The organism is Enhydrobacter sp. (genome assembly GCF_030246845.1).
Classification (GTDB): Bacteria; Pseudomonadota; Alphaproteobacteria; order Reyranellales; family Reyranellaceae; genus Reyranella.
This window is the reverse complement of the sequence record NZ_CP126889.1, coordinates 3,996,589-4,021,069: the sequence shown is the minus strand read 5'-3', so window position 1 is coordinate 4,021,069 and position 24,481 is coordinate 3,996,589. Positions and strand designations below refer to the sequence as shown.

The window sequence follows — 24,481 nt, the reverse complement described above, 5'->3', positions numbered from 1 at the left end:
CTTTCCCTGTCGACAGCGGACGTTGCCGTCCAGCTATTCGACGGTGACGCTCTTGGCGAGGTTTCGCGGCTGGTCGACGTCGGTACCCTTGGCCACCGCGGTGTGGTAGGCCAGAAGCTGGGCCGGGACCGTATAGAGAATCGGCGCCACGACGGGATCGACAGCGGGCAGCGTGATGGTCGCCACGGCCTCCGACCCAAGGCGCGCCGCGCCCGCCGCGTCGGTCATCAGCACCAGCTTGCCGCCGCGCGCCCTCACCTGCTCGAAGTTGGAAGCGATCTTCTCGAAGATCGCATCGCTCGGCGCCACGACCACGACCGGCACCAGCTCGTCGATCAGGGCGATCGGGCCGTGCTTCATCTCGCCGCCGGCATAGCCTTCGGCGTGGATGTAGGAGACCTCCTTGAGCTTCAACGCGCCTTCCAGCGCCACCGGGAAGGACGCGCCGCGGCCGAGATAGAGCACGTCGCGCGCTTCGGCGAGGATGTCCTCGGCGATCCGGCGGTATTGCTCTTCCATGTTCAGGGCTTCGTTGACCTGCGCCGGCAGCTCGATCAGGGCATGCGCGAGCCGCGCTTCGTCCGCCTCGCCCAGCACGCCGCGCGCCCGGCCGGCGGCAATGGCGGCCGTCAGCAGGACGGTGAGCTGCGTTGTGAAGGCCTTTGTCGAGGCGACACCGATCTCCGGACCGGCGAGGGTCGGCAGCACGATGTGCGATTCGCGCGCGATCGCGCTCTCGGGGACATTCACCACCGACAGGATCGTCTGCTTCTGTGACCTAGCGTAGCGCAGCGCCGCCAGCGTATCGATCGTCTCGCCCGATTGCGACACTGCGATGCAGACGCCGCCTTCCGGCAGCGGCGGCTCGCGATAGCGCAGCTCCGACGCGACCTCGACCTCGACCGGCAGGCGCGCGAGCTTCTCGAACCAGTACTTGGCCACCAGGCAGGCGAAGCACGCCGTGCCGCAGGCCGTCATGGTAAGCCTGCTCACCTTGTTCCAGTCGAACGGCAGGGCCGGCAGCGTCACGGAGCGCGTCGCAGGGTCGAGGTAGGTCTGAAGCGTGTCCCCGATCACCGCCGGCTGCTCGTAGATCTCCTTGATCATGAAATGGCGATGGTTGCCCTTGCCGATCATCGCCCCCGAGATCCCGCTCTGGCGGATCTCGCGCTTCACCTCGGTATGCCCCTGGTAGACATTGCAGCCGTTGGCCGTCAGCACGACCCAGTCGTCGTCCTCGAGGTAGCTCACGCGCTTGGTGAAGGGCGCGAGCGCCAGCGCGTCGGTGCCGACATACATCTCGCCGTCGCCGTATCCGACCGCCAGCGAGCTGCCGCGACGGGCGCCCATGAGGATGTCGTGGCGGCCGCTGAACAGCACCACGAGGGCGAAGGCGCCGCGCAGGCGTCCCATCGCCTCGCCCATCGCCGCCTCCGGCGTCATCTGCCGTTCCAGCATGGAGGTCAGGAGCTGGGCGACCACTTCGGTGTCGGTGTCGCTTTCGAAGCGACGACCGTCAGCCAGCAGCTCGTCCTTCAGCTCCTGGAAGTTCTCGATGATGCCGTTGTGCACGATGGCCACGCGATCGGTCGCAATCGGATGGGCATTGCGCTCGCTAGGCTTGCCGTGGGTCGCCCAGCGCGTGTGGCCGATGCCGATCGTGCCCGGCAGCGGCTCGCGGGCCAGCCGCTCCTCGAGCTTCGCCAGCTTGCCCTCGGCGCGGCGGCGGTCGATATGGCCGTTCACCAGCGTCGCCACGCCGGCCGAATCATAGCCGCGATATTCCAGCCGCTTCAGCGCATCGACCAGCAGCGGAGTGACGGACGCCTTGCCGATGATTCCGATGATGCCGCACATGGGAGACCGTCCGGACGCAGGGTTGCTATTTCTGCCTTGTCCGCTTGGCCTCGGCCGCGCGGGCCTTCAGTTTCGCACGAAGCGGGCCGGCACGTCCCTTCTTTATGACCTGACGTGCCCGACCAAGGGCCAGGGCCTTGGGGGGTACGTCCTCCGTGATAACACTTCCGGCGGCAACGTTTGCCCCCTTGCCCACGCGCACGGGCGCCACCAGCGAGCTGTTGGAGCCAATGAAGGCCTCGGCACCGATCACCGTGCGGTGCTTGCCGTAACCGTCGTAGTTCACGGCGATCGTGCCGGCGCCGATGTTGCTCGCCGCGCCAATGTCGGAGTCGCCGAGATAGGCGAGGTGATTGGCTTTGGCACCGCGTCCCATCCTGGTGGCCTTGAGCTCGACAAAGTTGCCGATATGGACATCGTCGGCCACCTCGGAGCCCGGGCGGATGCGGGCGAACGGTCCCACCCTGGCGCCCTTGCCGATGCGCACGCCCTCGAGATCGCAGAACGCCTTGATTTCCGCGTTGGACGCCACCGTGACGCCGGGTCCGAAGCGCACGTTCGGCTCGACGGTCACGTCGGCGGCGAGCCGCGTGTCGGCCGAAAGCCACACGCTCTCGGGATCGATGAGCGTGACGCCCGCTTCCATCGCCGCGAGTCGCAGTCGCTGCTGCAGCGTCCGCTCCGCCCTGGCAAGCTCCAGCCGCGAATTCACGCCCTGGAACTCCGCTTCGTCGCCTTCGACGGCGAGGGCGCGGTGGCCCGCCGCGCGGGCGACGGCAACCGCGTCGGTCAGATAAAATTCACCTTTCGCATTGGCGCTGCGGATCGCCCCCAGAAGCCGTGCCATGAGCGTGCCCTGCAGGCACATTACGCCGGAATTGCAGAAGTCGATCCTGCGCTCGGCCTCGTCGGCCTCCTTGCTTTCGACGATCCTGTCGAGTCCGCCATTCCGTACGATCAGGCGGCCATAAGGCGACGGATCGCTCGCTTGAAAACCGAGCACGCCGACCGCCGCCTTCGCACGATCGCAGGCCTCGACCAGCCGCCGCAGTGTCGCCGTCGTGATCAGCGGCGTGTCGGCATAGACGACCAGCACTGGTCCATCGTGGCCCTCGAGCGCCGTCAAGGCGGCCTTGGCAGCGTCGCCGGTACCGAGCGGTCGGCGCTGGACGACCGTCGGATGCGGGGCAAAGGCGGCGGCGACCGCCTTCGCCCCCGGCGAGACGACGCCGACCATCCGTGCGGGCTTCAGCCGCATCACGCTTTCCAGCACATGCCGCAGCATCGGCCAGCCGGCCAGCGGGTGGAGCACCTTCGGAACGGCGGATCTCATGCGTGTGCTGGCGCCCGCCGCCAGGACCACCACGGCAATGGGTGATTTCATGCCCGGGTCGATGCCATGGGGCTGGCGGTCCCGCAAGACGGATGTGCTAAGGAGGTAGCATGCAAGCCGCCGTCGACGCCCTCATTGCCGCCCGTTTCGACACCGTGGTCTACGACCTCGACGGGACCCTGATCGACAGCGCCAAGGACATGCAGCTCGCCGTGAGTCATGTGCTGGCCGACCATGGCCTGCCGGCGGTCAGCGAGGAGGATGTGCGCATCTTCATGGGCCAGGGTAGCAAGGTCACCATGGCCAAGGCCTTCGCCAGGCACGGCAAGGTGCTGGACGACAAGGCATTGAGCGCCGTCACACGCGAGTTCGTCCGCTACTACGCAGCCGACCCCGTTGGCCACACCGTCGCCTTCGACGGCGTGCCGCGGGTGGTCGGCCACTTCGAGAAGCTGGGCCTGAAGCAGGGCGTCTGCACCAACAAGTTCGAGGCTCCCTCGCGCACGATCCTCGAGCATCTGAAGCTGATGCCGCCGATCGCCGACCTGGCCGGCGCCGACACCTTTCCCGTTCGCAAGCCCGATCCCAGGCATATCCTCATGCTGGTCGAGCGCATGGGCGGCGACCCCGCGCGGACGGTGATGATCGGCGATTCCATCCATGACGTGGAAGCGGCGCACGGCGCTGGCCTGCCGGCGGTGCTGGTGAGCTGGGGCTACACCGAGCGGCCCGCCCGCGAACTGGGCGCCGAGGCGGTGATCGAGCGGTTCGACGCCCTGCCACAGGCCTTGAGCCGGATCGCCAGCCGTTGACGGCCCGGCCCGCAGGCCCTATACGCGCGCCTTCCGGGCGCGTAGCTCAGCGGGAGAGCACACCCTTCACACGGGTGGGGTCGTAGGTTCAATCCCTACCGCGCCCACCATTTCCTGCCCGCCTTCCTGACCCAGAATCCGATGGCCAACGCGCTCCTGCTTCGCCCTGGTGATCGTGTTCCCGACTTCGCGCTGCCCGGGCTCGACGGCAAGTATCGCAAGTTCGTCTGGTCCTTCACCGGCCAGCCGGTGGCGTTGGTCGTCGCCGATGATCTCGACACGCTCGATCCCGGCCATTTCGCGACGCTGGCGACGGCCTGCAAGGAAGCCTCCGCCGGGCTTGTCGCCGTGACGGCAACGGCACCGGCCACGGCGTCTTCCGTGTGGCGCAAGCTCGGCGGCGAGACCGACGGCCATTGCCTGCTTTGCGATGCCGACCGGAAATTCATGCCCGCCTTCCTTGGTCAGGGCGGTGTCGGCTTTGGTCTGGCGGCTGGCCTGCGCACGCGCGTGGTCGTGCTCGATCCCAACCAGCGCGTGGCCGCCACGTACGACAGCCGTCCCCTTCTCGCGGCGGCCGAATCGATCGCGAGCCTCGCCGAAGGCATCCGAAGCGATGGCGGCGCGGACCAGTCCATCAGATGCCCGGCCGCGCCGGTGCTGGTGCTGCCGCGCGTCTTCGAGCCCGACTTCTGCGGCCAGGTGATCCGCCTCTGGCACAAGGGCGACCATCAGGACAGCGGCGTCTCCAGCCGCTACGGCAATGTCGGCGTGGCCGAGCTCAAGCGCACCGAAGACTACATGATCGTCGAGCCGATGATGCAGAAGGCGATCTCCGATCGGCTGGCCTATCGCATCGGGCCGGAGCTGGCGAAAGCCTTCGCCTTCGACCGAGAATTCACCTTCGATGCCCATGTCGTGCTGTCCTACAGCGCCGAAGGGCATCACTTCTTCTCGGCCCATCGCGACAACGGCGCGCCGACCACCGCCGACCGCGCCTTCGCCGTGTCGCTCAACCTCAACGACGACTTCGAGGGCGGCGAGCTGGTCTTTCCCGAATATTCGAGCGTGCGGATCTCGCCGCCGCTCGGCGCGGCCGCGGTTTTCTCCTGTTCCGTCCTGCACGAGGCGCTGCCCGTGATCCGAGGACGCCGCTTCGTGCTCACGACCTTCTTCCGGCAGAAAAAGTGATCCGCGCACTGGTGCTGCTGTCGGCGCTGCCGCTCGCGGCCGCGGCTGGCGGCGCAATCGCCCAACCGTCATCGCGCGCCCACATGGAAGCGTGCACCGAATGGAAGCCCGAAGGCGGACATATCGGCACGCGCAACGACTGCAACCGGCCGGTCGCCATCAAGTTCATGGACCAGGACGGCGGCAACGTCCGGGAAGCGGACGTCCCGCCTGGCGGCTGGTTCGACTCGCAGGTCGTGCAGGGCACGATCCAGGGCTATTACTTCACCGTCTGCCCGGTCGGCTACAGGCCAAGTGTGCCCTTCACGCTGGAGAACGCGACGGCGATCGTGGACAGCCTCTACAACTGCCTGCCCATCGGCAAGCCGGACGTCTAACCTGACCGGGCGCCGGCGTAGGGGTCGTTCACGCCATCGAGCGGCCAGATCGGGCGGCGCAGCTTGGTGAACTTCAGCCGCGAGATGTCGGGCGAGCAGATGCCGCCCGAATCGACCAGCACGATCTCGCGCGCGATCGGCCCGTAGGCGGCCCTGAAGTGCTGCACGCTCTTCACCACCAGCACGTCCTTGGCCTGCGGATCGATGCCCTGGCTTTTGAAGACCTGCAGGTCCGTGGTCTGGATGCGGTTCGAGATCGTGACGACATCGATCCCCCCGATGCGCAGCACGGCCGTCGGCCCCATGTTGCTCTCGACGCCGGCATTCATCGGCCCGTCGTTCCTGAACACGCCGTCCGACAGCATCCTCACGACGGCGGTGGTCTTCACCGGCGCTCCCATGGTCGGATCCGTTCGGCCACCCAGCGCCACCGTGATCTCGGCGCCGACGCCGGCCTTCATCGCCTGCTGCACCGTGACAGGATCGTAGATCGTGCCGATGGCGGCGTTGTCGATCCCGGCGTCGATCAGCGCCTGCAGCACGGGGGTGGTGTCGTTGTAGCCGCCGCCGCCCGGATTGTCGGTCCCGTCGGCGATCACCAGCGGTCCCTTCTTGTCGCTCCTGGCACGGGCCGCGGCGATGCCGTCGGACACCGGCCGGTAGTCGGCCGTCGTCTCGTCGCGGCGGCGCCAGATCTCGTCGATCAGTTCCCGCGCGATCTCCCTGGCGCGCGCTTGCGCCGACGGCTCGTGGCTGACGGCGATCGACGGGCCGGTATAGGGGATATCCGACCAGGTGAAGCCGACCTGGATGCTAACGACGTCGATGCCGGGCTCCTTCTCGTAGCCATCGGCCCTGGCGAGCAGGTCGCGCATCAGGCCGGGCTGCGTCGTCCGGCCATGATCCGCGCCTTCGAGCATGGCGGGTTGGCTGAGAAAGCAGCGCGGCTTCTTCCGGCCCTCGAGCGCCTCCTGCACGAGCGCGGCCGCCTGCACGGCGCGCTCGTAGCCGTCGATATGCGGGTAGGTGCGAAAGGACACCAGCGCATTGGCGTTGCTCGCCATCCTGACCGTCGCATTGGCATGCAGGTCGAGGGTCGCCACCATCGGCACGTCAGGCCCGACGATACGACGCAGCGCCTCCAGGAGCGCGCCCTCGGCATCGTCCTCGGTCTCGCTCACCATGGCGCCGTGCAGCGAAAGACAGACGGCGTCGAGCTTGTCCGCCTGCTTCGCCGCGCCCAGAATCTTGTCTCGGATCGTCTCCCAGGTTTCCCTGGTGAGCTTTCCCGAGGGCGTCGCGTTCGCGGCCACCGCATAGACCGGCTCCCAGCCATACTCGGCCGCCGAATCGATATAGCCGCCCACCTCGTTCCGCGTGCCCTTGAAGTGCGGCACCATCGCCTCGCCCTCGATCAGCCAGCGGCGGCGGTAGTCGTCGAGCGTGGTCTTCAGCTTGCTGAAGGTATTGGTCTCGTGCATGAACTGCGCGATCAGAACGCGATACGCCATCGATAGAACTCCACGCCTACAGTTTCGCCGTCTTCAGCCACTCGGCCTGGCCTTCCTCGCCGTCGACCCCCGTCGTCTCGAGGAAGCGGCAGACCATCATGTAATAGCCGATGGTGAGCGTGAGTTCGACCAGCGCGCCGCGCGACAGGAACGCCTCGACCGCTTTCAATGCCTTGTTCGACGCGCGCACGTTGCGAACGACGTCATCGGTGAAGCGCAGCACGGCCTTCTCGTGATCGGAGAAGACGGGAGCTTCGATCGTGGCGTCGCGCAGCGCGGCGATCTTCTCCTCCGCGACCCCGACCTCGCGCGCGATGCGCTCGTGCTGGAACACCTCATAGGCGGCCCGGCTCAGGCGCCCTACCCGCAGGATGGCGAGCTCGCGCAAGCCGGGATCGAGCTCGCAGCGATGCAGCAGCGCATTGCCCATGCGTACGAAGCCCTTCAGCCCGTACTCCGAGTTGGCCAGCATGCGGTAGATGTTGAGCTGCGTGCCGAGCTTGCCCAGGAACTCGGCATGCTTGCCGGTGGCGTTGTCGACTTCGTAGTACGGAATGCGTGACATAGGCTCTCCTCCAGGGCGGAGCCTGTCAGAGGCGGTCGCGCCATGCCAGCGGGATTGAACAATGTCAGGCGAAAGGCCAGCCCGACACCGCGATGGCGGCGTCGGGCTGCCTCACGATCGGATGGCCGAACCGGTCACTTGTATTCGACCAGCACTTCCCGATAGGCGGTGGGACCGACATTCCTCGCCTTGTGCCTGGCGGGCACGCGCATTCCCTTTCCGTGTTCGGAAAGAACTTCCAGGAAGCCGTTGTCGAGTTTGAGCGAGTAGATGGCACCTGTCGGAATGTCGAGCGTACCCAGATCCTTCCCGTGCTCGTCGAAGATCTGCAAGGGCGCTCCGTCGATGGAATACCACATGTAGCTGTGCTCGTGCGTATGCATCGGCGTCTCCGCGCCCGGCGCGAGCACGAAATTCCAGACGATGACCTTGTCGTTCTCGAAGACTTTCTCCGTTCCTACACCAGCCATTGTTTCCTCCTCTCTGCTACAGACTCCCCGAAAGGAAGCAGTCACCTCGGCCGCCCCTCGACGCCCAGATCCCAGAACAGGCCTGTCATCAGCCGCAGCCCCTCGCGTGCCACTGGCGCCAGCAGGTGCTCGTTGGGGGCATGCTGGGAGCACGCCGCGTAGGAATGCGGCACCCAGACGGTGGGCATGCCGAGGATATCCGTGAACACCTCGTTCGGCAGCGAGCCGCCGAGGTTGGGCAGCAATGTCGGCTTCTGCCCGGCGGTCCTCTCGATCGACGCGGCGGCGAACTTCGCCCACGGACTCTCGGGGTCGAGGCGGGTTGCGTTCATGACCACGTCGCGCGCCGGCTCGACCTCGATCTGGCCGAAACCGTGCCGCTCGAGGTGCCGTCGCAGCGCCGGCACGATGTCGTTGGGGTCCGTGCCGACGACAAACCGGAGCTGGCAGTGGGCGATCGCGCTTGGCGGAATGGCGTTGACCGGCCGATCGGGATTGCCGGTCTTGAAGGCGAGTACCTCGAACGAGTTCCAGCCGAACACGCGCTCCACGGGTGTCAGCCCCTTCTCGCCCCATTCGGGATCGATCTCCGGCGCATCGTCCCCCGCATCGACGTGCGCGTCGGCAAGCGCGGCGCGCACCGAGTTGGTGAGCGTCTTGGGCCGCCATTCCGGCACCTTGATCTGCCCGCGCTCGTCCGTGACGGTGGCGAGCGCATGCGCGAGGACGATGCCGGGATTGGCGAGCAAGCCGCCCCAGTTGCCGGAGTGATGGCCGCCCTCGCGCAGGGCGAGCTTGAGGTTGAAGTTCATGGTGCCGCGCGTGCCGCCGAAGATGGTGGGCCGCCGATGGTCGAGCCGCGGTCCGTCCGAGCCGATCAGCGCGTCGGCCTTCAGGGCGGCCTTGTTGGCACGGCAGAAGTCGGCGAGCCCGGGAGAGCCGGTCTCCTCGCCCGTCTCGATCAGGACGGTCGAGTTGAAGCCGAGGCTCCCGCGCTCCTCCAGCACGCAGGCGAGCGCCGCGATGTTGATCGTGTGCTGCCCCTTGTTGTCGGCGGTGCCGCGCCCGTAAAGGCGATCGCCCTCGACCACGATCTTCCAGGGAGACAGGCCTTGCCGCCACTGATCCTCCTGGCCGCGGATCACATCGCCGTGGCCATAGGTCAGCACCGTCGGTTTGGCCGGATCCTCGACGCGGCGCGCGATCAGGAGCGGCCCATAGTCGGGGCGCGGATTGGGGTAGACGCTGCAGTCGTAGCCGAGCGGCTGCAACGAGCGGGTCATCTCGCCGGCAACGTATTCCTGGAGTGCGGGCATCGAGCCTGCCTCCTGGCTGGTGGTGGGAATGGCCACCCGGCGCTGCAGGTCGGCCAGGAAGCCGCCGGTGTCGAAATAGGTTTCGGCGCGCGCGATGGCGCCGTTTCGTGTGCCTGACATGACCGCTAAGGTATCAGCAGCGCAATCCCTGAGCCAAGAAAAGCGCGACCGGGAGAAATGCCATGCCGCAAGCCGGACAGGTCGTCTTCAGCAGGCTGGAGGAAGTTCATTTCGGCAAGCCGGCCGCCGAGACCGTGGCCGAGATCGCCCGTCGTCACCACGCGGAACGCGTGTTCCTGATGGTGAGCGGCACGCTCAACCGGCAGACCGACGAGATCGACAAGCTGCGCGGCGCGCTGGGCAACCACTGCGTCGGCACGTTCGACCGGATGCCCGCCCATACCCCGCGCTCGGCGGTGATCACCGCTGCGGAACAAGCCCGCACGGCAAAGGCCGACCTCATCGTCACCCTGGGCGGTGGTTCGATCACCGATGGCGCCAAGGCGGTGCAGCTTTGCCTCGCCAACGACGTCACGACGGCAGAGGCGCTCGACCGTGTGCGGGCGCCAGCGCCGGTGAAATCGCCCACGGTGCGCCAGATTTCCGTGCCGACCACGCTCTCGGCCGGCGAATTCTCCCGGATATCCGGCGTCACCGACGAGCGGACCAAGGTGAAGGAGCTGTTCCGCCATCCCGACATCGTGCCGAAAGCGGTCGTGCTCGACCCGATGGTGACGCGGCATACGCCTATGTGGCTGTTCCTCTCCACGGGCATTCGCGCGGTCGACCACTGCGTGGAGGGGATCTGCTCCAACGAGTCCAGCCCCTACGGCGATGCCGCCGCACTGCACGGTCTTGAGCTGCTCGCCCGCGGCCTGCCACGGGTGAAGCGCGATCCGGGCGACATGGACGCGCGGCTCGACTGCCAGATCGGCGCCTGGCTTTCCATGACGCCGCTGGTCAGCGGCGTCCCAATGGGCGCAAGTCACGGCATCGGCTATGTGCTGGGCGCCGTCTTCGACATCCCGCACGGGCACACTTCCTGCATCATGCTTCCCTCGGTCATGCGCTGGAACAGGTCGGCCAATGCCGACAAACAGGCGCTGGTCGCGACGGCCATGGGGCATCCGGGTGAGGATGCGGGCGATGTGCTCGATGCTTTCATCCGTGGACTGGGGATGCCCCGCAGTCTTGGCGAGGTGAAGGTCGGATCGGACCAGTTCGACCGCATCGCCCGGCAGGCAATGGGAACGCCTTGGGTGCCGCGCAACCCGCGGCGCATTGCAGAGCCCGCGCAAGTCAGAGAGATCCTGGAGCTCGCGTCGTAAGTCCCGGCGGCTAATTTAACCTTATCGTGCAAGTTCATCAGCCGTGATATTCGAGCACGATTTAATGAATCCTATGTAACCATAAGCGGCCGGCTGCGTTTCTGTCGTCGATGAATGGAACTTTCCGGCGACATCTCTCGGCGCATGTGTCATCTTAGGGCTGCGGCAACAACCGGCCGATACAGGCTGATCGTCCTCGCCGGACTGATCCGGGCCGTCACCACGGCCCGGCTACCCTCTCAACCGCCGCCCTCAACCCTCTCGAGGGCGGCATCTTCGATGCATCCCCAGCGAAGTGCCGACTTTCTGCGGCGCGTCTTCTCGGCCTCCTTCATCTCGACGGCAACCGCTCGACGGTAGGTAGATGCCATGCCCCAGTCCATTTCCGTTCTGCTCTGCACAAGAAACCGTCAAACCAAGCTGCACAGAGCCATCGAATCCATTCTCAGAAATACCTATCGCGATTTTGAATTGATCGTCGTCGACCAGAGTACGAACGAGGAATCCCGCACGAGGGTCGAGTCGTTTCGCGACCCCCGCGTGACTTACATCCGAACAACCACGGTCGGTCTCTCCCGCGCTCGCAACATCGCCATCAGGGCCGCCCATGCCGACATCGTCGCGTTTGTGGACGACGACTGCATATGCGATTCCAATTGGCTGTCATCGGTCGCCGCGGAGTTCGAGCGCGATCCGTCGGTGATGGGCGTCTTCGGGCGCGTCGTCGCCTACGGGGAAGAGACAGCCGGCATGTTTTGCCCCTGCCTGATCGATGTTCACGAAAGGCGAACCGTCGACGCACCTATCGTGCCCCAGCAGGCGCTCGGCTCGGGCAACAACATGTCCTTCAGGAAGGATGTATTCTGCCGCATCGGCTTGTTCATCGAGTCACTGGGCGCCGGCACCCACATGAAATCCGGCGAGGACACCGAATTCGTCTATCGGGCACTGCGCCAGCGCATGAAGCTGATTTTCGTGCCTACTCCCCTGATCTATCATGACAATTGGCTGTCCTTGTCGCAGTACCAGTCATTGGCGCGTGCCTATATTCTTGGCCATGCTGCCGTGTTCATGAAGTTTGCCCTGCATCTGGACGGGATCGCCTTCGCTGAGGTGGCGCGAACCGCCTATCACATTCTGCGCAACAAGAAGGGCGCCGGAAGCATTTTTGTCGCCCTGGGTATCTTCTTGGTCGGGTGCGCGCGGGGTGTCGGGTATCGATTCGCGTCGCCGCCGCAGTTGATGGCCGCGAGTTGATCACGGAACGATGCGGGGTACTTCGCCTTTTGCCTGAACGTCGAAGAAGGCCGGCTTGCTTGCATCATGGCGCGATGGGGAGCGGGTGTGGCGGAACGCAGTAACGACCAGCCCCTTCGTGTCGACCATCTGCAGGCGGACCTGGTAGGACGATCGCTGCGCGGCGGCGCGATCACCTTCGGCGCGCAGGGCGTCAAGGTCGCCATCCAGTTCGGCACGGTGATGGTGCTTAGCCGGCTGCTGCCGCCGCAGGTCTTCGGCCTGATGGCGATGATCGCGGCCCTGACCGAAGTGCTCGACCAGATCAAGGATTTCGGCCTGTCGGCCGCCACCATCCAGAAGACGGACATCACGCACGAGCAGGTCACGGCGCTGTTCTGGATCAACAGCGCGATCGGCGCGACCGTCGCACTCCTGCTGTTCGCGGGCGCGCCGCTTCTTGCCCAGTTCTACGGGCAGCCGGAGCTGACGGACATCGCTCGCTGGTTGGCGTTGGCTTTCGTTATCAGCGGCGCGACCACGCAGCACTGGGCGCTGCTCCGCCGGCAGATGCGCTTCCGCGCCGCAGCTTCGATTGACGTCGGTTCCGAACTGTTGGGCATGGCGACCGCGGTCGTGGCCGCGCTGGGCGGCGCTGGAATATGGGCGCTGGTGGCGCAGCGCCTCGCCTACAGCGGTGCAGCGATGCTCGCCTCGTGGAGCATGTCGCGCTGGCGGCCAGGCTGGCCGCGCCGTTGTCCCGGCATGAAATCCCTGCTGACTTTCGGCGGATCGGTGACAGGCAATGGCATAATCAATATCCTGGCCCGCAACATCGATCAGGTTCTGATCGGCTGGTACTGGGGGCCGGTATCGCTCGGTTTCTACGAGCGCGCCTACAAGCTGCTGATGAGTCCGATCAATACTGTCACGGTGCCACTCTACAGCGTCGGCATGCCGACGCTCAGCCGGCTGCACGATGATCCCGAGCGCTATCGACGCGCTTATCTGTCGCTGTCGGAGAAGCTGGCAATGCTGACGGTGCCGGCGGCGGCGTTGATGGTCGTGACATCGGACTGGATCGTCGTTCTGCTGCTCGGGGCGCAGTGGCGCGACTCGGGCCCGATCGTCGGCTGGCTCGGCCTCGCGGCCGCGCTGCTGCCTGTGGCCGTCATCACCGGGCTGCTATTTCTGACACAGGATCGGGCCACCGAACTGTTCAAGGTTGCTGCACTCGGTTCGGCCGTCAGCCTGGTCTCGATCCTGATTGGCCTGCCGTTCGGCGCCGTTGGCGTCGCCGCGAGCTTCGCCCTCGGCAGCACCTTCGTGCGGGTCCCCGTGTCCTTCTGGCTGGCCGGACGCAAGGGACCGGTGACGATCGCAGACCTCTATCGGTCGATCGTGCCGTCGGTCGTTGCCGGCTGTGCCGTCTTCGCCACCGTGTCCGTCCTCCGCCACTTGCCGGGCGTCGAGGCGGCATCGCCGATCGTGGCGCTGATGCTCTGCGGCTGTGCAGCCCTTGCCGTCACCTTGCTCAGCTTCGGCTGCATCCCGCAGAGCCGTCGCGCCCTGATGTCGATCGGGCATATCTCCTCGCAGATTCTCCACTATCGAAAGGCCGGCGCATGACGACCACACCTTCGGCCCCGGACGGTCCGCGCGAGCGCGCTCTTGCCGTCGGGCAGCCGATATCGACGCCAGACAATTCAGCTCAGATGCAACAGGCGGCGGACGAGGCGCTCTACGTGCCGATGGAAGCCATGACCGTCAAAGGCTTCGCGCTGACCCCGACGGTCCCCGCCCGCATCGAGAAGCTGGTTCGCCGCACCTTTCTCCGACAGCGCGACCCGGACTGCGCGCTCGTCAAGCAAGTCCGGCACCGTCGTCAGGCGCTGGCCGGAGAGTCGGGTGCGATGACGGTCGAGACGCCCGCTCGCCGGCACAAGATGCATTACCGCGCCGATACGTCCGACGAGCATGTCATCTGGCAGATCTTCGCGCGCGGCGACTACGACCTGACGATGCTCAGGCGCTTCACCGAGATACGCGCCCTTATCGAACAGCGGCATCGCGACGGACTGCGTCCGCTGATCATCGACGCCGGGGCCAATATCGGCGTCAGTGCCGCCTTCTTCGCCCTCACCTTTCCCACGGCGCTGGTTGTCGCGATCGAGCCGGAAGCCGGCAATTTCGATCTGCTGGTGAAGAATACGCAAGGACTCAACATCCGGTGTCTCAAGGCCGCCCTGGCGGCGGAGGCTGGAGAGGTCGCAGTGGTCGACACCGGCGGCGGCAGCTGGGCGTTCCGAACCGAGAAGAGCCAGGCCGGCGACCTCATTCCCGGCGTCACGATCGATGCGTTGTATGACGAATACCGCGAGACAGGCTTCTACCCGTTCCTGGCAAAGATCGACATCGAAGGCGGCGAACAGGACGTCTTCGCGCGCAATACTGGCTGGGTCGCCCGGACGCCCGTGATCGTTGCCGAACTGCACGACTGGCTGTTCCCCAGACAGGGTACGGCGCTGCCCTTTTTGAGATGCGTGAGTGCGCTCGACCGCGATTTCGTCTACAGCGGCGAGGACGTGTTCTCTATCGCCAACGATCTGCCCGCGGTGCCGTAGGAACCGGGTCCTCGCCGGTCTGATATCGGGTGGCCGTCATGCGCTTTGTTTCCGCGCAACGACGGAAAAGAAAGGCTTGAATTGCGGATACATCAGCGTGAACGCCTGCGATAGCTTCGACAACAAACCGCCTGCATATTCTCCTCGATAGATCGTTCCCTCGATCTCGAAGCCGATCCGCTGCAGAAAATCTCTCACCTCTTTCGGGGTGTATTCGCGCACGTGACCCATGATGCCCAGTTGCTCGAGAAAGGCGAAGTTGTCGTAGACGCCGCCCATGGAGCAGTAGGCTTCTTCCTTTCGCAGCAAATTGTAGATGCCGCGCACCGACCGCAGGTTCGGCGTCGACAGCAGCAAGCGACCGCCGGGGCGCAGGACCCGATGGATCTCGCGCATCGACGAAATCAAATTGATGCGCAGGTGCTCGAACACCTCGTTCATGATCACGCTATCGAACGCCGAGTCTGCCGCTGGGATTGGCTCGGTGTCCAGATCACAGTCGAGGACCGTCAGCTTGAATTTGTCGGCTATCGATGGAAGGTATTGGAGGCTTCCGCATTTATCGAGCGCCGTCAGGTCGTAGCCCCGGCTCACCAGAGGCAGGGTCAAGAAGTATGGAAATGCTCCGATCTCCAAGACCCGGTCGTCTGGCCGCAAGAATTGATCAGCATAATCGACGTCGAACGCAATTCTGGTGCCGTGCGCGTCGAAATATTCCTTGACGTGATGGACGTCCTTGAAAAACGGAAAGATCTGAACAGCGAACTGATCGACAACCTTGCTGCTCGTCGCTGTCGGCTTTGCTGGCTCCCTGATGGCGAACATGGGCACCCCTGTCACGGTCGGCTGTAAGGACGGCCTACGCCGGTGAATTGTCGAGAGCAGGTACCAACCCAAGCCAGAGCGACTGGCCTTCGGACCGAGGGTAACGCGAAACGTCGAGCCGGGTTCCTTCGCCAAAGGCGGCGCTAAAGCCGCCCCTTACGCTTACCCACGGACTCGGCAAGCAGGCAGAGGATCTCCCACATCATGGTGACGCCCACGAGCGCGGTGTTGCCGCTCATGTCGAAGGGCGGCGAGACCTCGACCACATCGCCGCCGACCAGATTGAGCCCGCGCAGACCGCGCAGCATGCGTTGCGCCTCATGGGGTGTGTAGCCGCCGATCTCGGGCGTGCCGGTGCCCGGCGCGTAGGCCGGATCGAGGCCATCGACATCGAAGCTGACATAGGTCGGGCCATGGCCCACGACGCGGCGCGCCTCGGCGATCACCTTCTCGACACCGAGGTCGAAATATTCCTCGATGGTGATCACGCGCATGCCCTGCTCGACCGCCCAGGCATTGTCGTCGCGCTTGTAGAGCGATCCCCTGATGCCGATCTGCACCACGCGCCTGGGATCGAGGAGCCCCTCTTCCACGGCGCGGCGGAACGGCGTGCCATGCGTATATTTGTAGCCGCCGAAATAGGTATCCCAGGTATCGCTGTGGGCGTCGAAATGCACCATGCCGAGCGGCGCCTGCTCCTTGGCGATGCCGCGCATGATGGGCAACGTGATCAGGTGGTCGCCGCCCGCCGACAGCGGAATGGTGCCGGCCGCATGCAGCCTAGCGTAGAACTTCGCAATGCGCTCCAGCGAATCGTCGACGCTGGCCGGGTTCACCGAGGCATCCCCGAGATCGCCGCATCTGGCGAGCTCGTAGGGCGCGATGCCCGTGACGTGATGCACGCGGCGCATCATGGTCGAGAGGTCGCGCATCTGGCGCGGCCCATGGCGGGCGCCCGGCCGATTGGTCGTGCCGCCGTCCCAGGGCACGCCCACCAGGCCGATCTCGACCTCGGCAGGATCGCGGAACAGGGGCAGGCGCATGAAGGTGGCCACGTCGCCGAAGCGCGGCGTCACCGTGCCGGAGACGGGCTGGGGGAAATGGCTGGTTTCGGTCATGCCGCGATATGGGGATTCATTGCGGCCGCAACAGGGCCTTGCGCGCCGTCACGAACTCCTCGACGGCGCCGACGAACCGGTCGCCCTCGGCATCGCCGATCATGATGTTGAGCGCCACGAAACCGCGGCGGGCGATCCAGATGCCGGCGGCCGACATGTCGAAAAAGAAGAGCTCCTTGGCGTCCTGGTTGGAGCTCGCGATATCCGCCGCCGTCCTGATGGGGCGCGTCGTCGCATGCGCGGTCATCATCGAGCCGATGCCGGAGAACTGGAAAGCGACCTCGTTCTTTGCGCAGATGGCGTTCAGCCGCTCGCGGATCTTGTCGCCGCGCGCATTCAGCGCCTCCGCCGCCTCGGGCGTATAGACCTCGCCATAGCCCGCCACGCCCGCCGCCATGGTGAGCACGTTGTTGTTGAAGGTGCCGGCGTGCGGCAGCGAGTCCGGCCTGGTCGGGTCGAACAGTTCCATGATGTCGCGTCGTCCGCCGAAGGCGCCGAACGACATGCCGCCGCCGATATATTTTCCGAGCGTGGTCATGTCGGGAACGATGCCGAGCCTGGCCTGCAGGCCGCCGGGCGACAGGCGCGAGGTCATGACCTCGTCGAAGATCAATGTTATGCCGCGGGCCTTCGTCTCCTCGCGCAGCATCCTGAGGAAGGCCGGGTCGCCCGGCAGGCAGCCGTGGCTGCCCTGCATCGGCTCGACCAGGACGGCGAAGATCTGCTCGCCATGCCCGGCGAGAAGCGCGCGCGTTCCCTCGATGTCGTTGTAGGGTGCGACGACATAGTCGTAGGGCATGTTCACGGGACTGCCGCCGCTCACGAAATAGAGCACTCCGCCATGGTATCCGCCCTTGAACACCATCACCTTGGTGGCCCGGGTGCGGCCCAAGCGCTGGGCGAAGACCCTGGCGCCCGCCAGCGCCATCATATTGCCCTCGGTGCCCGAGTTGGTGAAACGCACGAGGTCGATCGAGGGAATTCGGTCGGCGATCAACCGCGCAAGCTGCGCCTCGTAGGCGTTGCGCCCGGCATAGTTCCAGCCGTGATCGAGCGCCCGATCGATGGCGGCCCGGATCACGGGATGGGAATGGCCGTAGATGCCGGCGGTATATTCGCCCAGGACGTCGATATAGTCGTGGCCGTCGGCATCCCAGAGACGGCACCCCTCGCCGCGCACGACGGTGAGCGGGAACGGCGCGTTGTGAAGAGTCGTGCGCGTATTGCCGCCCGGCATTGCCTGACAGGCCTCCTGATGACGCGCGAAGCTCTTGGGATTGCGGTCGATGTAGGCCTGACGCGCCTCGGCGAGCGCGGATTGCAGGTCCGAATTGACCAAGGCTTGATCGGGCACGTTACTCTCCCTTCTCCTCAGCAGGACGAGCCTATCACACCACGCTGAGTTCGCGGATAGGACGGCCTGCGGATATCCGCTCATAGCCGAACGGCAAAAGATCAAGGGTCTGGTAGCTGCCATGCACGATGAGCTCCGCCACCGCCCGCCCGATCGCCGGCGATTGCTGCAGGCCGTGGCCCGAGAAGCCCGTGGCGAAGATGATGCTCCCGATCTCCGGGTGGCGCCCGACGATGCCGTTCTGGTCGAAGGTGTTGTATTCGTAGTAGCCGGCCCACGCGTTCACGACCTTGGCCGCCTCGAATGCGGGCACGCGCGCTGCAAGCGCCGGCCATACCATCTCGTCCCATTCCTGATGCTGCACCTCGAGCGGTGCGCCCGCAGGATCATTGCCTTCGGCGGGTGTCGTTCCTGCAATGTAGAAACGGCCTTCGGGTCGAAACCAGACACCGGACGGATCGATCGTGACCGGCGTCGGTCCCGGCGCCTCGCGCACGTCGAACACGAACACGGAGCGGCGCCGCGGCTCGACGGGCAGCGCGATTCTGGCCAGCGCCGCCACGCCGGCCGACCAGGCGCCCGCAGCAATGACGATGGTTTCCGCCTCCAATCGCCCGTTGGTGCGCAAGTCGACCCGATGCGGCCCCAGCCCCACCGCCTCGTCGGCGATGTAGACCGCGCCCCGCTCCCTGGCGGCGCGGCGCAGGCTCATCGTCAGCGACGGTCCATCGAACCAACCCTCGTTGGCGGTGCCCAGCGAGGCGAGCGCCAGGCCGTCGGTCGAGATCCAGGGGAAGCGCTTTGCAAGCCCGGCGGGCGGCACTAGTTCGACGGCGCAGCCCTCGGCCCGCTGCAGGGCATTGTTGGCCCGCAACATTGCCTCGCCACCGGCATCGGCGAGGAAAAGGTAGCCCATCTCGTTCAGCGCCAGATCCACGCCTAGCAGGTCCGGTGCCCGGCGAAGGAACTCGACGCCGTAACGCGAGAGATGGATGTTGAGCGGCGTGGAGAACTGCTGGCGGATCGAGCTCGCCGACAGGGCCGAGGACGCCTGCCGGTAGCCCGGGTCGCGCTCGACAACCGTTACCCTGCCGGCAAACACGGCGTCGCCCACGAGATGGAAGGCGATCGACGAACCGATCGCACCACCGCCGACGATCGCCACGTCGCCGTGCGTCATCGGCCGCTCCCGGTCAGCTTCTCGCCTATGGCACTCAGCCAGCGGCGCACGATGCGCTCCTCGTCCTTGCCGAGCAGGCCGGCGATCTCCGCTTCGATCGCCGTGATGCGGGAGCGGCAACGCTTGAGCAGCGCCTGGCCCTTGGCCGTGGCGTGCAACCGCAGGATGCGGCCGTGGGTGGCATGCGCGCTCTTCTCGATGGCGCCGTCGCGTTCGAGATTGCCCACGATCACGTTGATGGTCTGCGGCGTGAGATAGGTGAGCCGGGCGAGATCGGCGCCCGATACGCCGGGATAGGCGGCGATCATCGTGAGCACGGTGAACTGCGGCGCCGTGAGGTCGAGGCCGGCGAGCGCACGGTCCATCGCCCCGCGCACGGAAGCATGCGCCTGGCGCAGGAGATAGCCGAGATGGCCTTCGGGACCGCGCTTGCCCTCGCCGGGAGCGGGAATGGCCTGGGCCGAGAGGGACGCCGAGGACTTGCGGTTCATATCAGCCTTCTGATAACTCATCCGAACTCGAATACACTGGAGACCGCTCCATGAACCAGACCCTTGCTGACCTGCTCGGTCGCCAGCTCGCGGCCGAGAACGCCCATGACCTCGAGGCCACGCTGGCCACTCTTCACCCCGAATGCCGTTTCGACGACTTCGCCACCGGCCAGACCTGGCACGGCCGGGCAGGCGCCGCCGCCCACTATCGGCAATGGTGGACCACCTTCGATGTCGAGGTCCAGCGCGGCCCAGGCCAGCGCCGCTACTGGACCGACGATGACTGCTACTTCGCCGAAGCGACATGGCACGGCCGCCATGTCGGCCGTTTCCTCGGCCTCGCCCCGTCGGACCGGCCGATCGTCCAGCCCTTTCTGGTCGCGATAACCTTCCGCGACGGACTGATGGCCAGCGAGCGTTTCCATTATGACCTCGCGGCGCTGCTGCGCCAGATCGGGCCCGATCCCATTCCGGCTCTCGCCGGGCTCGACTATCGACAGGTTGCCTGAGCTCGCGCTCTTGTCGCCTCCCTCTGAGCCGCCTAGGCTTGCCGAAGCGGTGGGGAGAAGAAGAGGCGGATGTTCCGCTCTGGTGATCGGCTGCGTGGCATGTGGGCTCTGGCGGCGAGCGTGTTTGCCGTCCTGGCGAGCGTCTCTTCCGCTGGTGCGCAAGCCAGCCTGCCCGTCTTCGACCCCGCCAGCATTGCCTTCCTCTCCTTCCGCCCCGGCGACACCGATATGTTGCTGTTGGCGAGATCGGACGAGGATCGGCGGCTCGAAGTGCATCTTGTCCGCGCGAGCGCCGGAGGCCGCGTCGCGCTCGCGCGCACCCTGCCCGGTCATTTCACCTCGGTGGCATGGCTCGACAAGACGCACCTCGTCACGGGCGGCGACGACGGCCGGCTCGAGAGTTGGCCTCTGTACGGCCGTGAGCCGAACCTGCTCGCGACCTTTGCCGAGCCCATCGGGGGCATCGGCGTGGCGCCGGCCAGCCGCAACCTCGCCCTGCGCCTTTCCGGAACGCTGCGCCTCCTCGCGCCCGATGGCCGGCCCAATGGCCCCACGATCACGCTCGGCCAGCCGCCCGCCGCCGGCGAGATCTGCCCGCCGGACGACATCGAGCGCGCGCCGTCCTTTTCGGCCGACGAGCAGCTTCTGGCATTCGCCGGCGTCTGCGGTGACCTCCGTGTGGTCGGACCAGGCGGCGTGCGGCTGATGCAGCCGGACATTCAGCGACCTTACGTCAGGCGCCACGTCTTTTCCGACGACGGCCAGGCCTTGGGCGTCGTTTATCCTGCTCCGGACGGGGTGGACATCCTGCCCGTCGTCTCCGGCCGGCTCGGCAGCCCGCACGCCGTCGACGCCAACGACGAGCCGCTCGATCTCGCTGCCCTGCCCGGCCGGCGGGGCTTTGTGGCCCTCTTCGCAGATCGCATGCGCTTCCTCGACCCTGACGGCGGCCTTCGCCAAGACGATGCCGCGCCTGCCGGTTCCAGGCGCATTGCAGCAAGTGCAGACGGCAGCCGCATTGCCGTTGCCGCCGCCGAAGGGCTGGTGCTGCTCGACGGCGATGGTCGGAGGCTCGAGCGCCCGTTCGGCGATTTCGGTCTGCCCGTCGCCGCACGCGCAATTGCCGGGGGCACGCAGATTGCGGCATTGCACGCCGACGGCCGGTTGCAGGTCTGGCGGCTCGACGGCAGCGAAAGCCGCGATGCCCTTCGGCTCTGGAAGAACGAGCCGTCTGGAGCCGGCTCCGCCATCGCCGCGGCGCCGCCACGGCTGTTCGTCTCTCCCGGCGGGCGCAAGGTCGGCGTGCTGGCCCCCGATGGACAGTTCGAGGTGTTCGATCAAGCGTGGAATCGCATCGGCCGGCCCATGCGATTCCCGGCCGGGCCGAAGGACACCGCACTTGCCGCCACGCTGCTGCTCGACGATCGCCTGCTGCGGCCCATGCCGGACGGCTCCGGATTCCTCATGCTGGACCTCGACGGCCGGGTGCTCGGCCGCATGGCCTTCGGCGACCAGCAGAAGCTCGTTCCCGAGGCGGCGGTCGCCTCCGCCGGCGTGATCGCGATCTACACCGCGGACGGCCGGCTGGCGGCGTGGTCGCGCGACGGGCGCCCGATCCGGCAACGCAAGCTCGCTGCCTCGGGCCTCAGCGCTCCATCCCTCGATATCTCGGCCGACGGCAAAACGATCGTCCTGCACGATGCGCCCGCAAATCTGCCGCCGCACCTGCTGGTCTGGAAGCTCGGCAGCGACGATAGCCTGGAAAGCCGCGATGGCCGGTTCGCCGGTTTGCTGGCCGATGGCAGCCTCCTGCGGGTGAGCGGACCGCCTCGTGCTCGACGCGCCCGACGGCACGCAGCGGCTCAGCCTGCCGTTCGACGGCGAGCGCGTCGTCGGCCTGACCCCGGACGGCAAGACGGCGCTGGTCGGCAAAGGCCGCAGCGTGCACGCCCTGACGATCAGCCAGAACGAGCCCTGAGCGTCGATCCGAAAGCAGGCCAGTCTATCGGGCGAAGATCATCGCCCGGTCGCGCAGGGCGCCGAAGCGCAGGTTCATGAGGTCGAGCACGTAGTTCTGGTAGAGCTTCCACGGCCGCTTCGAGCCCTGCTTGGGCTGGTGCTCGAGCGCACGCTGAATATAGCCGGACGAAAAGTTCACCCAGGGCTCGGCCTCGAGCGTCGGGTCGCTGTTGTGCGGCATGCAATAGCGGTAACCGCCGCGATCCATGCGATTGAGGAGCCGGCAGACATACTCGCAGACGAGGTCGGCCTTCAGCGTCCAGGACGCGTTGGTGTAGCCGAAGACCGATGCAAGATTGGGCACGTCCGAATACATCATGCCCTTGTAGATGAAGGTCTGCGACGGCTCGACCGGCCGGCCATCGACCGCGAGCTTGACGCCGCCCAGCGGGATCAGCACGAGCCCGGTCGCAGTCACGATCAGATCGGCGGCCAGCTCGGCGCCCGATTTCAGCTTGAGGCCGCTTTCGGTGAAGGTGTCGATATGATCGGTGACGACGGACACCTTGCCCTGCCGGATAGCGCGGAAGAAATCGGCGTCGGGCACGAGGCAGAGCCGCTGATCCCATGGATTGTAGCGCGGCGTGAAGTGCGTAGCGATATCGTAGTCCGGCCGCAACGCCTTGCGCACGCCTCCCAACAACAAGCGCTTCACCGTCTCCGGCCGCCGCTTGCACATCTGATAGACATACATGCCGTACAGCACATTGCGCCATCGCGTGATGGCATAGGCGAGCTTCAATGGCAGGCGCTGGCGCAACTTGATGGCGAACGCATCCTTCGACGGCCGCATTGCCATATAGGTCGGCGAGCGCTGCAGCATGGTGACGTGGGCGGCGCCGGTATCGGCCATGGCCGGCACCAAGGTGACGGCCGTGGCGCCGCTGCCGATCACGACCACCCGCTTGCCCGCGTAGTCGATGTCGTCGGTCCATTTCTGCGGATGGACGATGCGGCCCCTGAACCGGTCCATGCCCGGAAAGTCCGGCAGGTAACCCGCCGCATAGTCGTAGTAGCCGCTGCACATCCAGAGGAAGTTGCAGCTCAGCACTCGCCGCTCCCGCTGGGCGCCGTAGTCGACCTCGACCGTCCAGCGCGCGTCGGGCGTCGACCAGGACGCAGCGACAACACGATGCTGGTAGCGGATCCTGGCGTCTATGCCATGGTCGCTGGCGACCTCGCGGATGTACTTCAGGATCGCCGGCCCGTCGGCGATCGCCTTGGCGTCCCGCCACGGCCGAAAGCGGTAGCCCAGCGTGTACATGTCCGAGTCCGAGCGGATGCCGGGATAGCGGAACAGGTCCCAGGTGCCGCCGCTTGCCTCGCGTCCCTCCAGGATCGCATAGCTCTTTCGCGGACACTCCTTCTGCAGGTGCCAGGCGGCGCCAATGCCCGAGAGGCCTGCGCCGACGATCAGGACATCGAAATGCTCGATCGCGGCCACGGTGTCGGAAACTCGATTCAGGACTGTATCCATCACTCCTTCATGAACGCATTCAGATCCGGAGTCGAGAGCGCGCTGTCGAGATAGCCGAAGGTGCCCCGCTCCTTCACCTCCTTGGCCGCGTCGAGCAATCCGGTCATGGCGGCGCGATAGAGCGAGGTGGCGAGGCTGATGCGCTTCACGCCGGCGGCCTCGAGATCGGCCTTGGTGAACGACCGTCCCTTGATGCCGACCATGAAGTTGAACGGCTTCTTCAAGGATCCGCAGACCTTCTTCACCGCCGCGAGATCGGGCAGGCCCGGCGCAAACAGCACATCGGCGCCGGCTGCCTCGAAGGCCTGCAGGCGCTTGATCACGTCGTCGAGGTCCGGCCGCCCGCGCAGGAAGCCCTCGGCGCGCGCGGTCAGGACGAAGGGTATCGAGAGCGAGCGCGCCGCCTGGACCGCGGCCTTCACCCGCACCGCCGCGGTTTCGAGATCGTAGAGCGGCGTGTCCTTGTTCCCGGTCGCGTCCTCGATCGAGCCTCCGACCAGGCCGATGGCGGCGGCCTGCCGGATGGTCTCGGCGGTCGCGTCGGGACCGTCGCCGAAGCCTTTCTCGAGATCGGCGGCCACCGGCAGGTCGGTCGCCTCCACGATCATCCTCGCATTGGCGAGCGACTCCTCGCGGCTCACCCTGCCGTCGCGCTTGCCGAGCACGCCGGCCTTGGCGCCGCTCGAGGTCGCCAGTGCCTCGAAGCCCAGCCCGGCCAGCAGGCGGGCCGAACCGCCGTCCCATGGGTTGGGAATGACGAAGGCACCCGGCCTTTCATGCAGGGCACGGAACTTCGCGGCCTTGTCGGCCTGACTTGCTGCCATGACTCTTCTCCCGCGAAAGCTGAGCTAGAGGCTGCGCCCGTCGTACTGGCGCGGCTTGAGGTTC

The 24,481-nt window shown here is 66.2% G+C and carries 22 protein-coding genes and 1 tRNA gene; 10 read left to right on the top strand and 13 right to left on the bottom strand.

Annotated elements, in window-relative coordinates:
• Positions 1 to 33: 33 nt before the first annotated feature.
• Positions 34 to 1,857 carry a glutamine--fructose-6-phosphate transaminase (isomerizing) gene (gene glmS / locus OJF58_RS20060; RefSeq protein WP_300779517.1) on the bottom strand — a complete coding sequence of 608 codons (1,824 nt, stop codon included), beginning with the start codon at positions 1,855 to 1,857 and terminating at the stop codon, positions 34 to 36.
• 25 nt (positions 1,858 to 1,882) lie between these two features.
• Positions 1,883 to 3,241: a bifunctional UDP-N-acetylglucosamine diphosphorylase/glucosamine-1-phosphate N-acetyltransferase GlmU gene (glmU, locus tag OJF58_RS20055; RefSeq protein WP_300779516.1), complete on the bottom strand. Its 1,359-nt coding sequence runs from the start codon at positions 3,239 to 3,241 to the stop codon at positions 1,883 to 1,885.
• Between the two features lie 59 nt (positions 3,242 to 3,300).
• Here glmU and OJF58_RS20050 point away from each other — a divergent pair, with 59 nt between their 5' ends.
• The 4 genes from OJF58_RS20050 to OJF58_RS20035 all read left to right on the top strand — a co-directional run bounded on the left by OJF58_RS20050 (position 3,301) and on the right by OJF58_RS20035 (position 5,570).
• On the top strand, positions 3,301 to 4,002 hold the full coding sequence (locus tag OJF58_RS20050; protein ID WP_300779515.1) for an HAD-IA family hydrolase: 702 nt from the start codon (positions 3,301 to 3,303) through the stop codon (positions 4,000 to 4,002).
• Positions 4,003 to 4,037: 35 nt separating this feature from the next.
• Positions 4,038 to 4,112, top strand: a tRNA-Val gene (locus OJF58_RS20045).
• A 31-nt stretch (positions 4,113 to 4,143) separates the two neighbouring features.
• Positions 4,144 to 5,193: a 2OG-Fe(II) oxygenase gene (locus OJF58_RS20040; RefSeq protein WP_300779514.1), complete on the top strand. Its 1,050-nt coding sequence runs from the start codon at positions 4,144 to 4,146 to the stop codon at positions 5,191 to 5,193.
• On the top strand, positions 5,190 to 5,570 hold the full coding sequence (locus OJF58_RS20035) for a hypothetical protein (RefSeq protein ID WP_300779513.1): 381 nt from the start codon (positions 5,190 to 5,192) through the stop codon (positions 5,568 to 5,570). Before OJF58_RS20040 ends, OJF58_RS20035 begins: the two co-directional genes overlap by 4 nt.
• Here OJF58_RS20035 and OJF58_RS20030 read toward each other — a convergent pair.
• From OJF58_RS20030 to OJF58_RS20015, 4 genes are all read right to left on the bottom strand, one after another.
• Complete coding sequence (locus OJF58_RS20030) at positions 5,567 to 7,081, bottom strand: M81 family metallopeptidase (protein WP_300779512.1); 1,515 nt, start codon at positions 7,079 to 7,081, stop codon at positions 5,567 to 5,569. The two genes, OJF58_RS20035 and OJF58_RS20030, sit on opposite strands and share 4 nt — an antisense overlap.
• A gap of 16 nt (positions 7,082 to 7,097) precedes the next feature.
• Entirely contained in the window at positions 7,098 to 7,646 is a 549-nt protein-coding gene (locus tag OJF58_RS20025; protein WP_300779511.1) for a carboxymuconolactone decarboxylase family protein, read from the bottom strand.
• Between the two features lie 134 nt (positions 7,647 to 7,780).
• Complete coding sequence (locus OJF58_RS20020; protein WP_300779510.1) at positions 7,781 to 8,116, bottom strand: hypothetical protein; 336 nt, start codon at positions 8,114 to 8,116, stop codon at positions 7,781 to 7,783.
• Positions 8,117 to 8,157: 41 nt separating this feature from the next.
• Positions 8,158 to 9,552 (bottom strand): M20 family metallopeptidase, encoded by a 1,395-nt coding sequence (locus OJF58_RS20015; protein ID WP_300779509.1) that lies wholly within the window; start codon positions 9,550 to 9,552, stop codon positions 8,158 to 8,160.
• 62 nt (positions 9,553 to 9,614) lie between these two features.
• Here OJF58_RS20015 and OJF58_RS20010 point away from each other — a divergent pair, with 62 nt between their 5' ends.
• From OJF58_RS20010 to OJF58_RS19995, 4 genes are all read left to right on the top strand, one after another.
• Positions 9,615 to 10,760, top strand: coding sequence for an iron-containing alcohol dehydrogenase (locus OJF58_RS20010; RefSeq protein ID WP_300779508.1), 1,146 nt, complete (start codon positions 9,615 to 9,617; stop codon positions 10,758 to 10,760).
• Between the two features lie 369 nt (positions 10,761 to 11,129).
• Positions 11,130 to 12,017 (top strand): glycosyltransferase family A protein, encoded by an 888-nt coding sequence (locus tag OJF58_RS20005; protein ID WP_300779507.1) that lies wholly within the window; start codon positions 11,130 to 11,132, stop codon positions 12,015 to 12,017.
• Between the two features lie 87 nt (positions 12,018 to 12,104).
• Positions 12,105 to 13,625, top strand: a complete 1,521-nt coding sequence (locus OJF58_RS20000; protein WP_300779506.1) for a lipopolysaccharide biosynthesis protein — start codon at positions 12,105 to 12,107, stop codon at positions 13,623 to 13,625.
• Positions 13,622 to 14,620, top strand: coding sequence for an FkbM family methyltransferase (locus OJF58_RS19995; protein ID WP_300779505.1), 999 nt, complete (start codon positions 13,622 to 13,624; stop codon positions 14,618 to 14,620). The genes OJF58_RS20000 and OJF58_RS19995 overlap by 4 nt, the downstream gene beginning before the upstream one ends.
• A 36-nt stretch (positions 14,621 to 14,656) precedes the next feature.
• Here the strand turns inward: OJF58_RS19995 and OJF58_RS19990 are convergent, their stop codons facing one another.
• The 5 genes from OJF58_RS19990 to OJF58_RS19970 all read right to left on the bottom strand — a co-directional run bounded on the left by OJF58_RS19990 (position 14,657) and on the right by OJF58_RS19970 (position 19,588).
• Positions 14,657 to 15,445 carry a class I SAM-dependent methyltransferase gene (locus OJF58_RS19990; RefSeq protein ID WP_300779504.1) on the bottom strand — a complete coding sequence of 263 codons (789 nt, stop codon included), beginning with the start codon at positions 15,443 to 15,445 and terminating at the stop codon, positions 14,657 to 14,659.
• Between the two features lie 143 nt (positions 15,446 to 15,588).
• Complete coding sequence (speB, locus tag OJF58_RS19985) at positions 15,589 to 16,563, bottom strand: agmatinase (RefSeq protein WP_300779503.1); 975 nt, start codon at positions 16,561 to 16,563, stop codon at positions 15,589 to 15,591.
• A 16-nt stretch (positions 16,564 to 16,579) separates the two neighbouring features.
• Positions 16,580 to 17,917 (bottom strand): aminotransferase class III-fold pyridoxal phosphate-dependent enzyme, encoded by a 1,338-nt coding sequence (locus OJF58_RS19980; protein ID WP_300779502.1) that lies wholly within the window; start codon positions 17,915 to 17,917, stop codon positions 16,580 to 16,582.
• 34 nt (positions 17,918 to 17,951) lie between these two features.
• Positions 17,952 to 19,097, bottom strand: a complete 1,146-nt coding sequence (locus OJF58_RS19975; protein ID WP_300779501.1) for an FAD-binding oxidoreductase — start codon at positions 19,095 to 19,097, stop codon at positions 17,952 to 17,954.
• Complete coding sequence (locus OJF58_RS19970; protein WP_300779500.1) at positions 19,094 to 19,588, bottom strand: MarR family winged helix-turn-helix transcriptional regulator; 495 nt, start codon at positions 19,586 to 19,588, stop codon at positions 19,094 to 19,096. Before OJF58_RS19970 ends, OJF58_RS19975 begins: the two co-directional genes overlap by 4 nt.
• Before the next feature lie 50 nt (positions 19,589 to 19,638).
• Here OJF58_RS19970 and OJF58_RS19965 point away from each other — a divergent pair, with 50 nt between their 5' ends.
• Together OJF58_RS19965 and OJF58_RS19960 are read left to right on the top strand one after the other, a co-directional pair.
• Positions 19,639 to 20,097: an ester cyclase gene (locus OJF58_RS19965; protein ID WP_300779499.1), complete on the top strand. Its 459-nt coding sequence runs from the start codon at positions 19,639 to 19,641 to the stop codon at positions 20,095 to 20,097.
• Positions 20,098 to 20,217: 120 nt separating this feature from the next.
• Positions 20,218 to 22,155 carry a hypothetical protein gene (locus tag OJF58_RS19960; protein WP_300779498.1) on the top strand — a complete coding sequence of 646 codons (1,938 nt, stop codon included), beginning with the start codon at positions 20,218 to 20,220 and terminating at the stop codon, positions 22,153 to 22,155.
• On the opposite strand, the gene OJF58_RS19955 is transcribed toward OJF58_RS19960, so the two are convergent.
• Complete coding sequence (locus OJF58_RS19955) at positions 22,100 to 23,593, bottom strand: NAD(P)/FAD-dependent oxidoreductase (RefSeq protein WP_300779497.1); 1,494 nt, start codon at positions 23,591 to 23,593, stop codon at positions 22,100 to 22,102. The two genes, OJF58_RS19960 and OJF58_RS19955, sit on opposite strands and share 56 nt — an antisense overlap.
• Positions 23,593 to 24,417, bottom strand: a complete 825-nt coding sequence (locus OJF58_RS19950; RefSeq protein ID WP_300779496.1) for an isocitrate lyase/phosphoenolpyruvate mutase family protein — start codon at positions 24,415 to 24,417, stop codon at positions 23,593 to 23,595. The genes OJF58_RS19955 and OJF58_RS19950 overlap by 1 nt, the downstream gene beginning before the upstream one ends.
• Positions 24,418 to 24,481 lie beyond the last annotated feature (64 nt).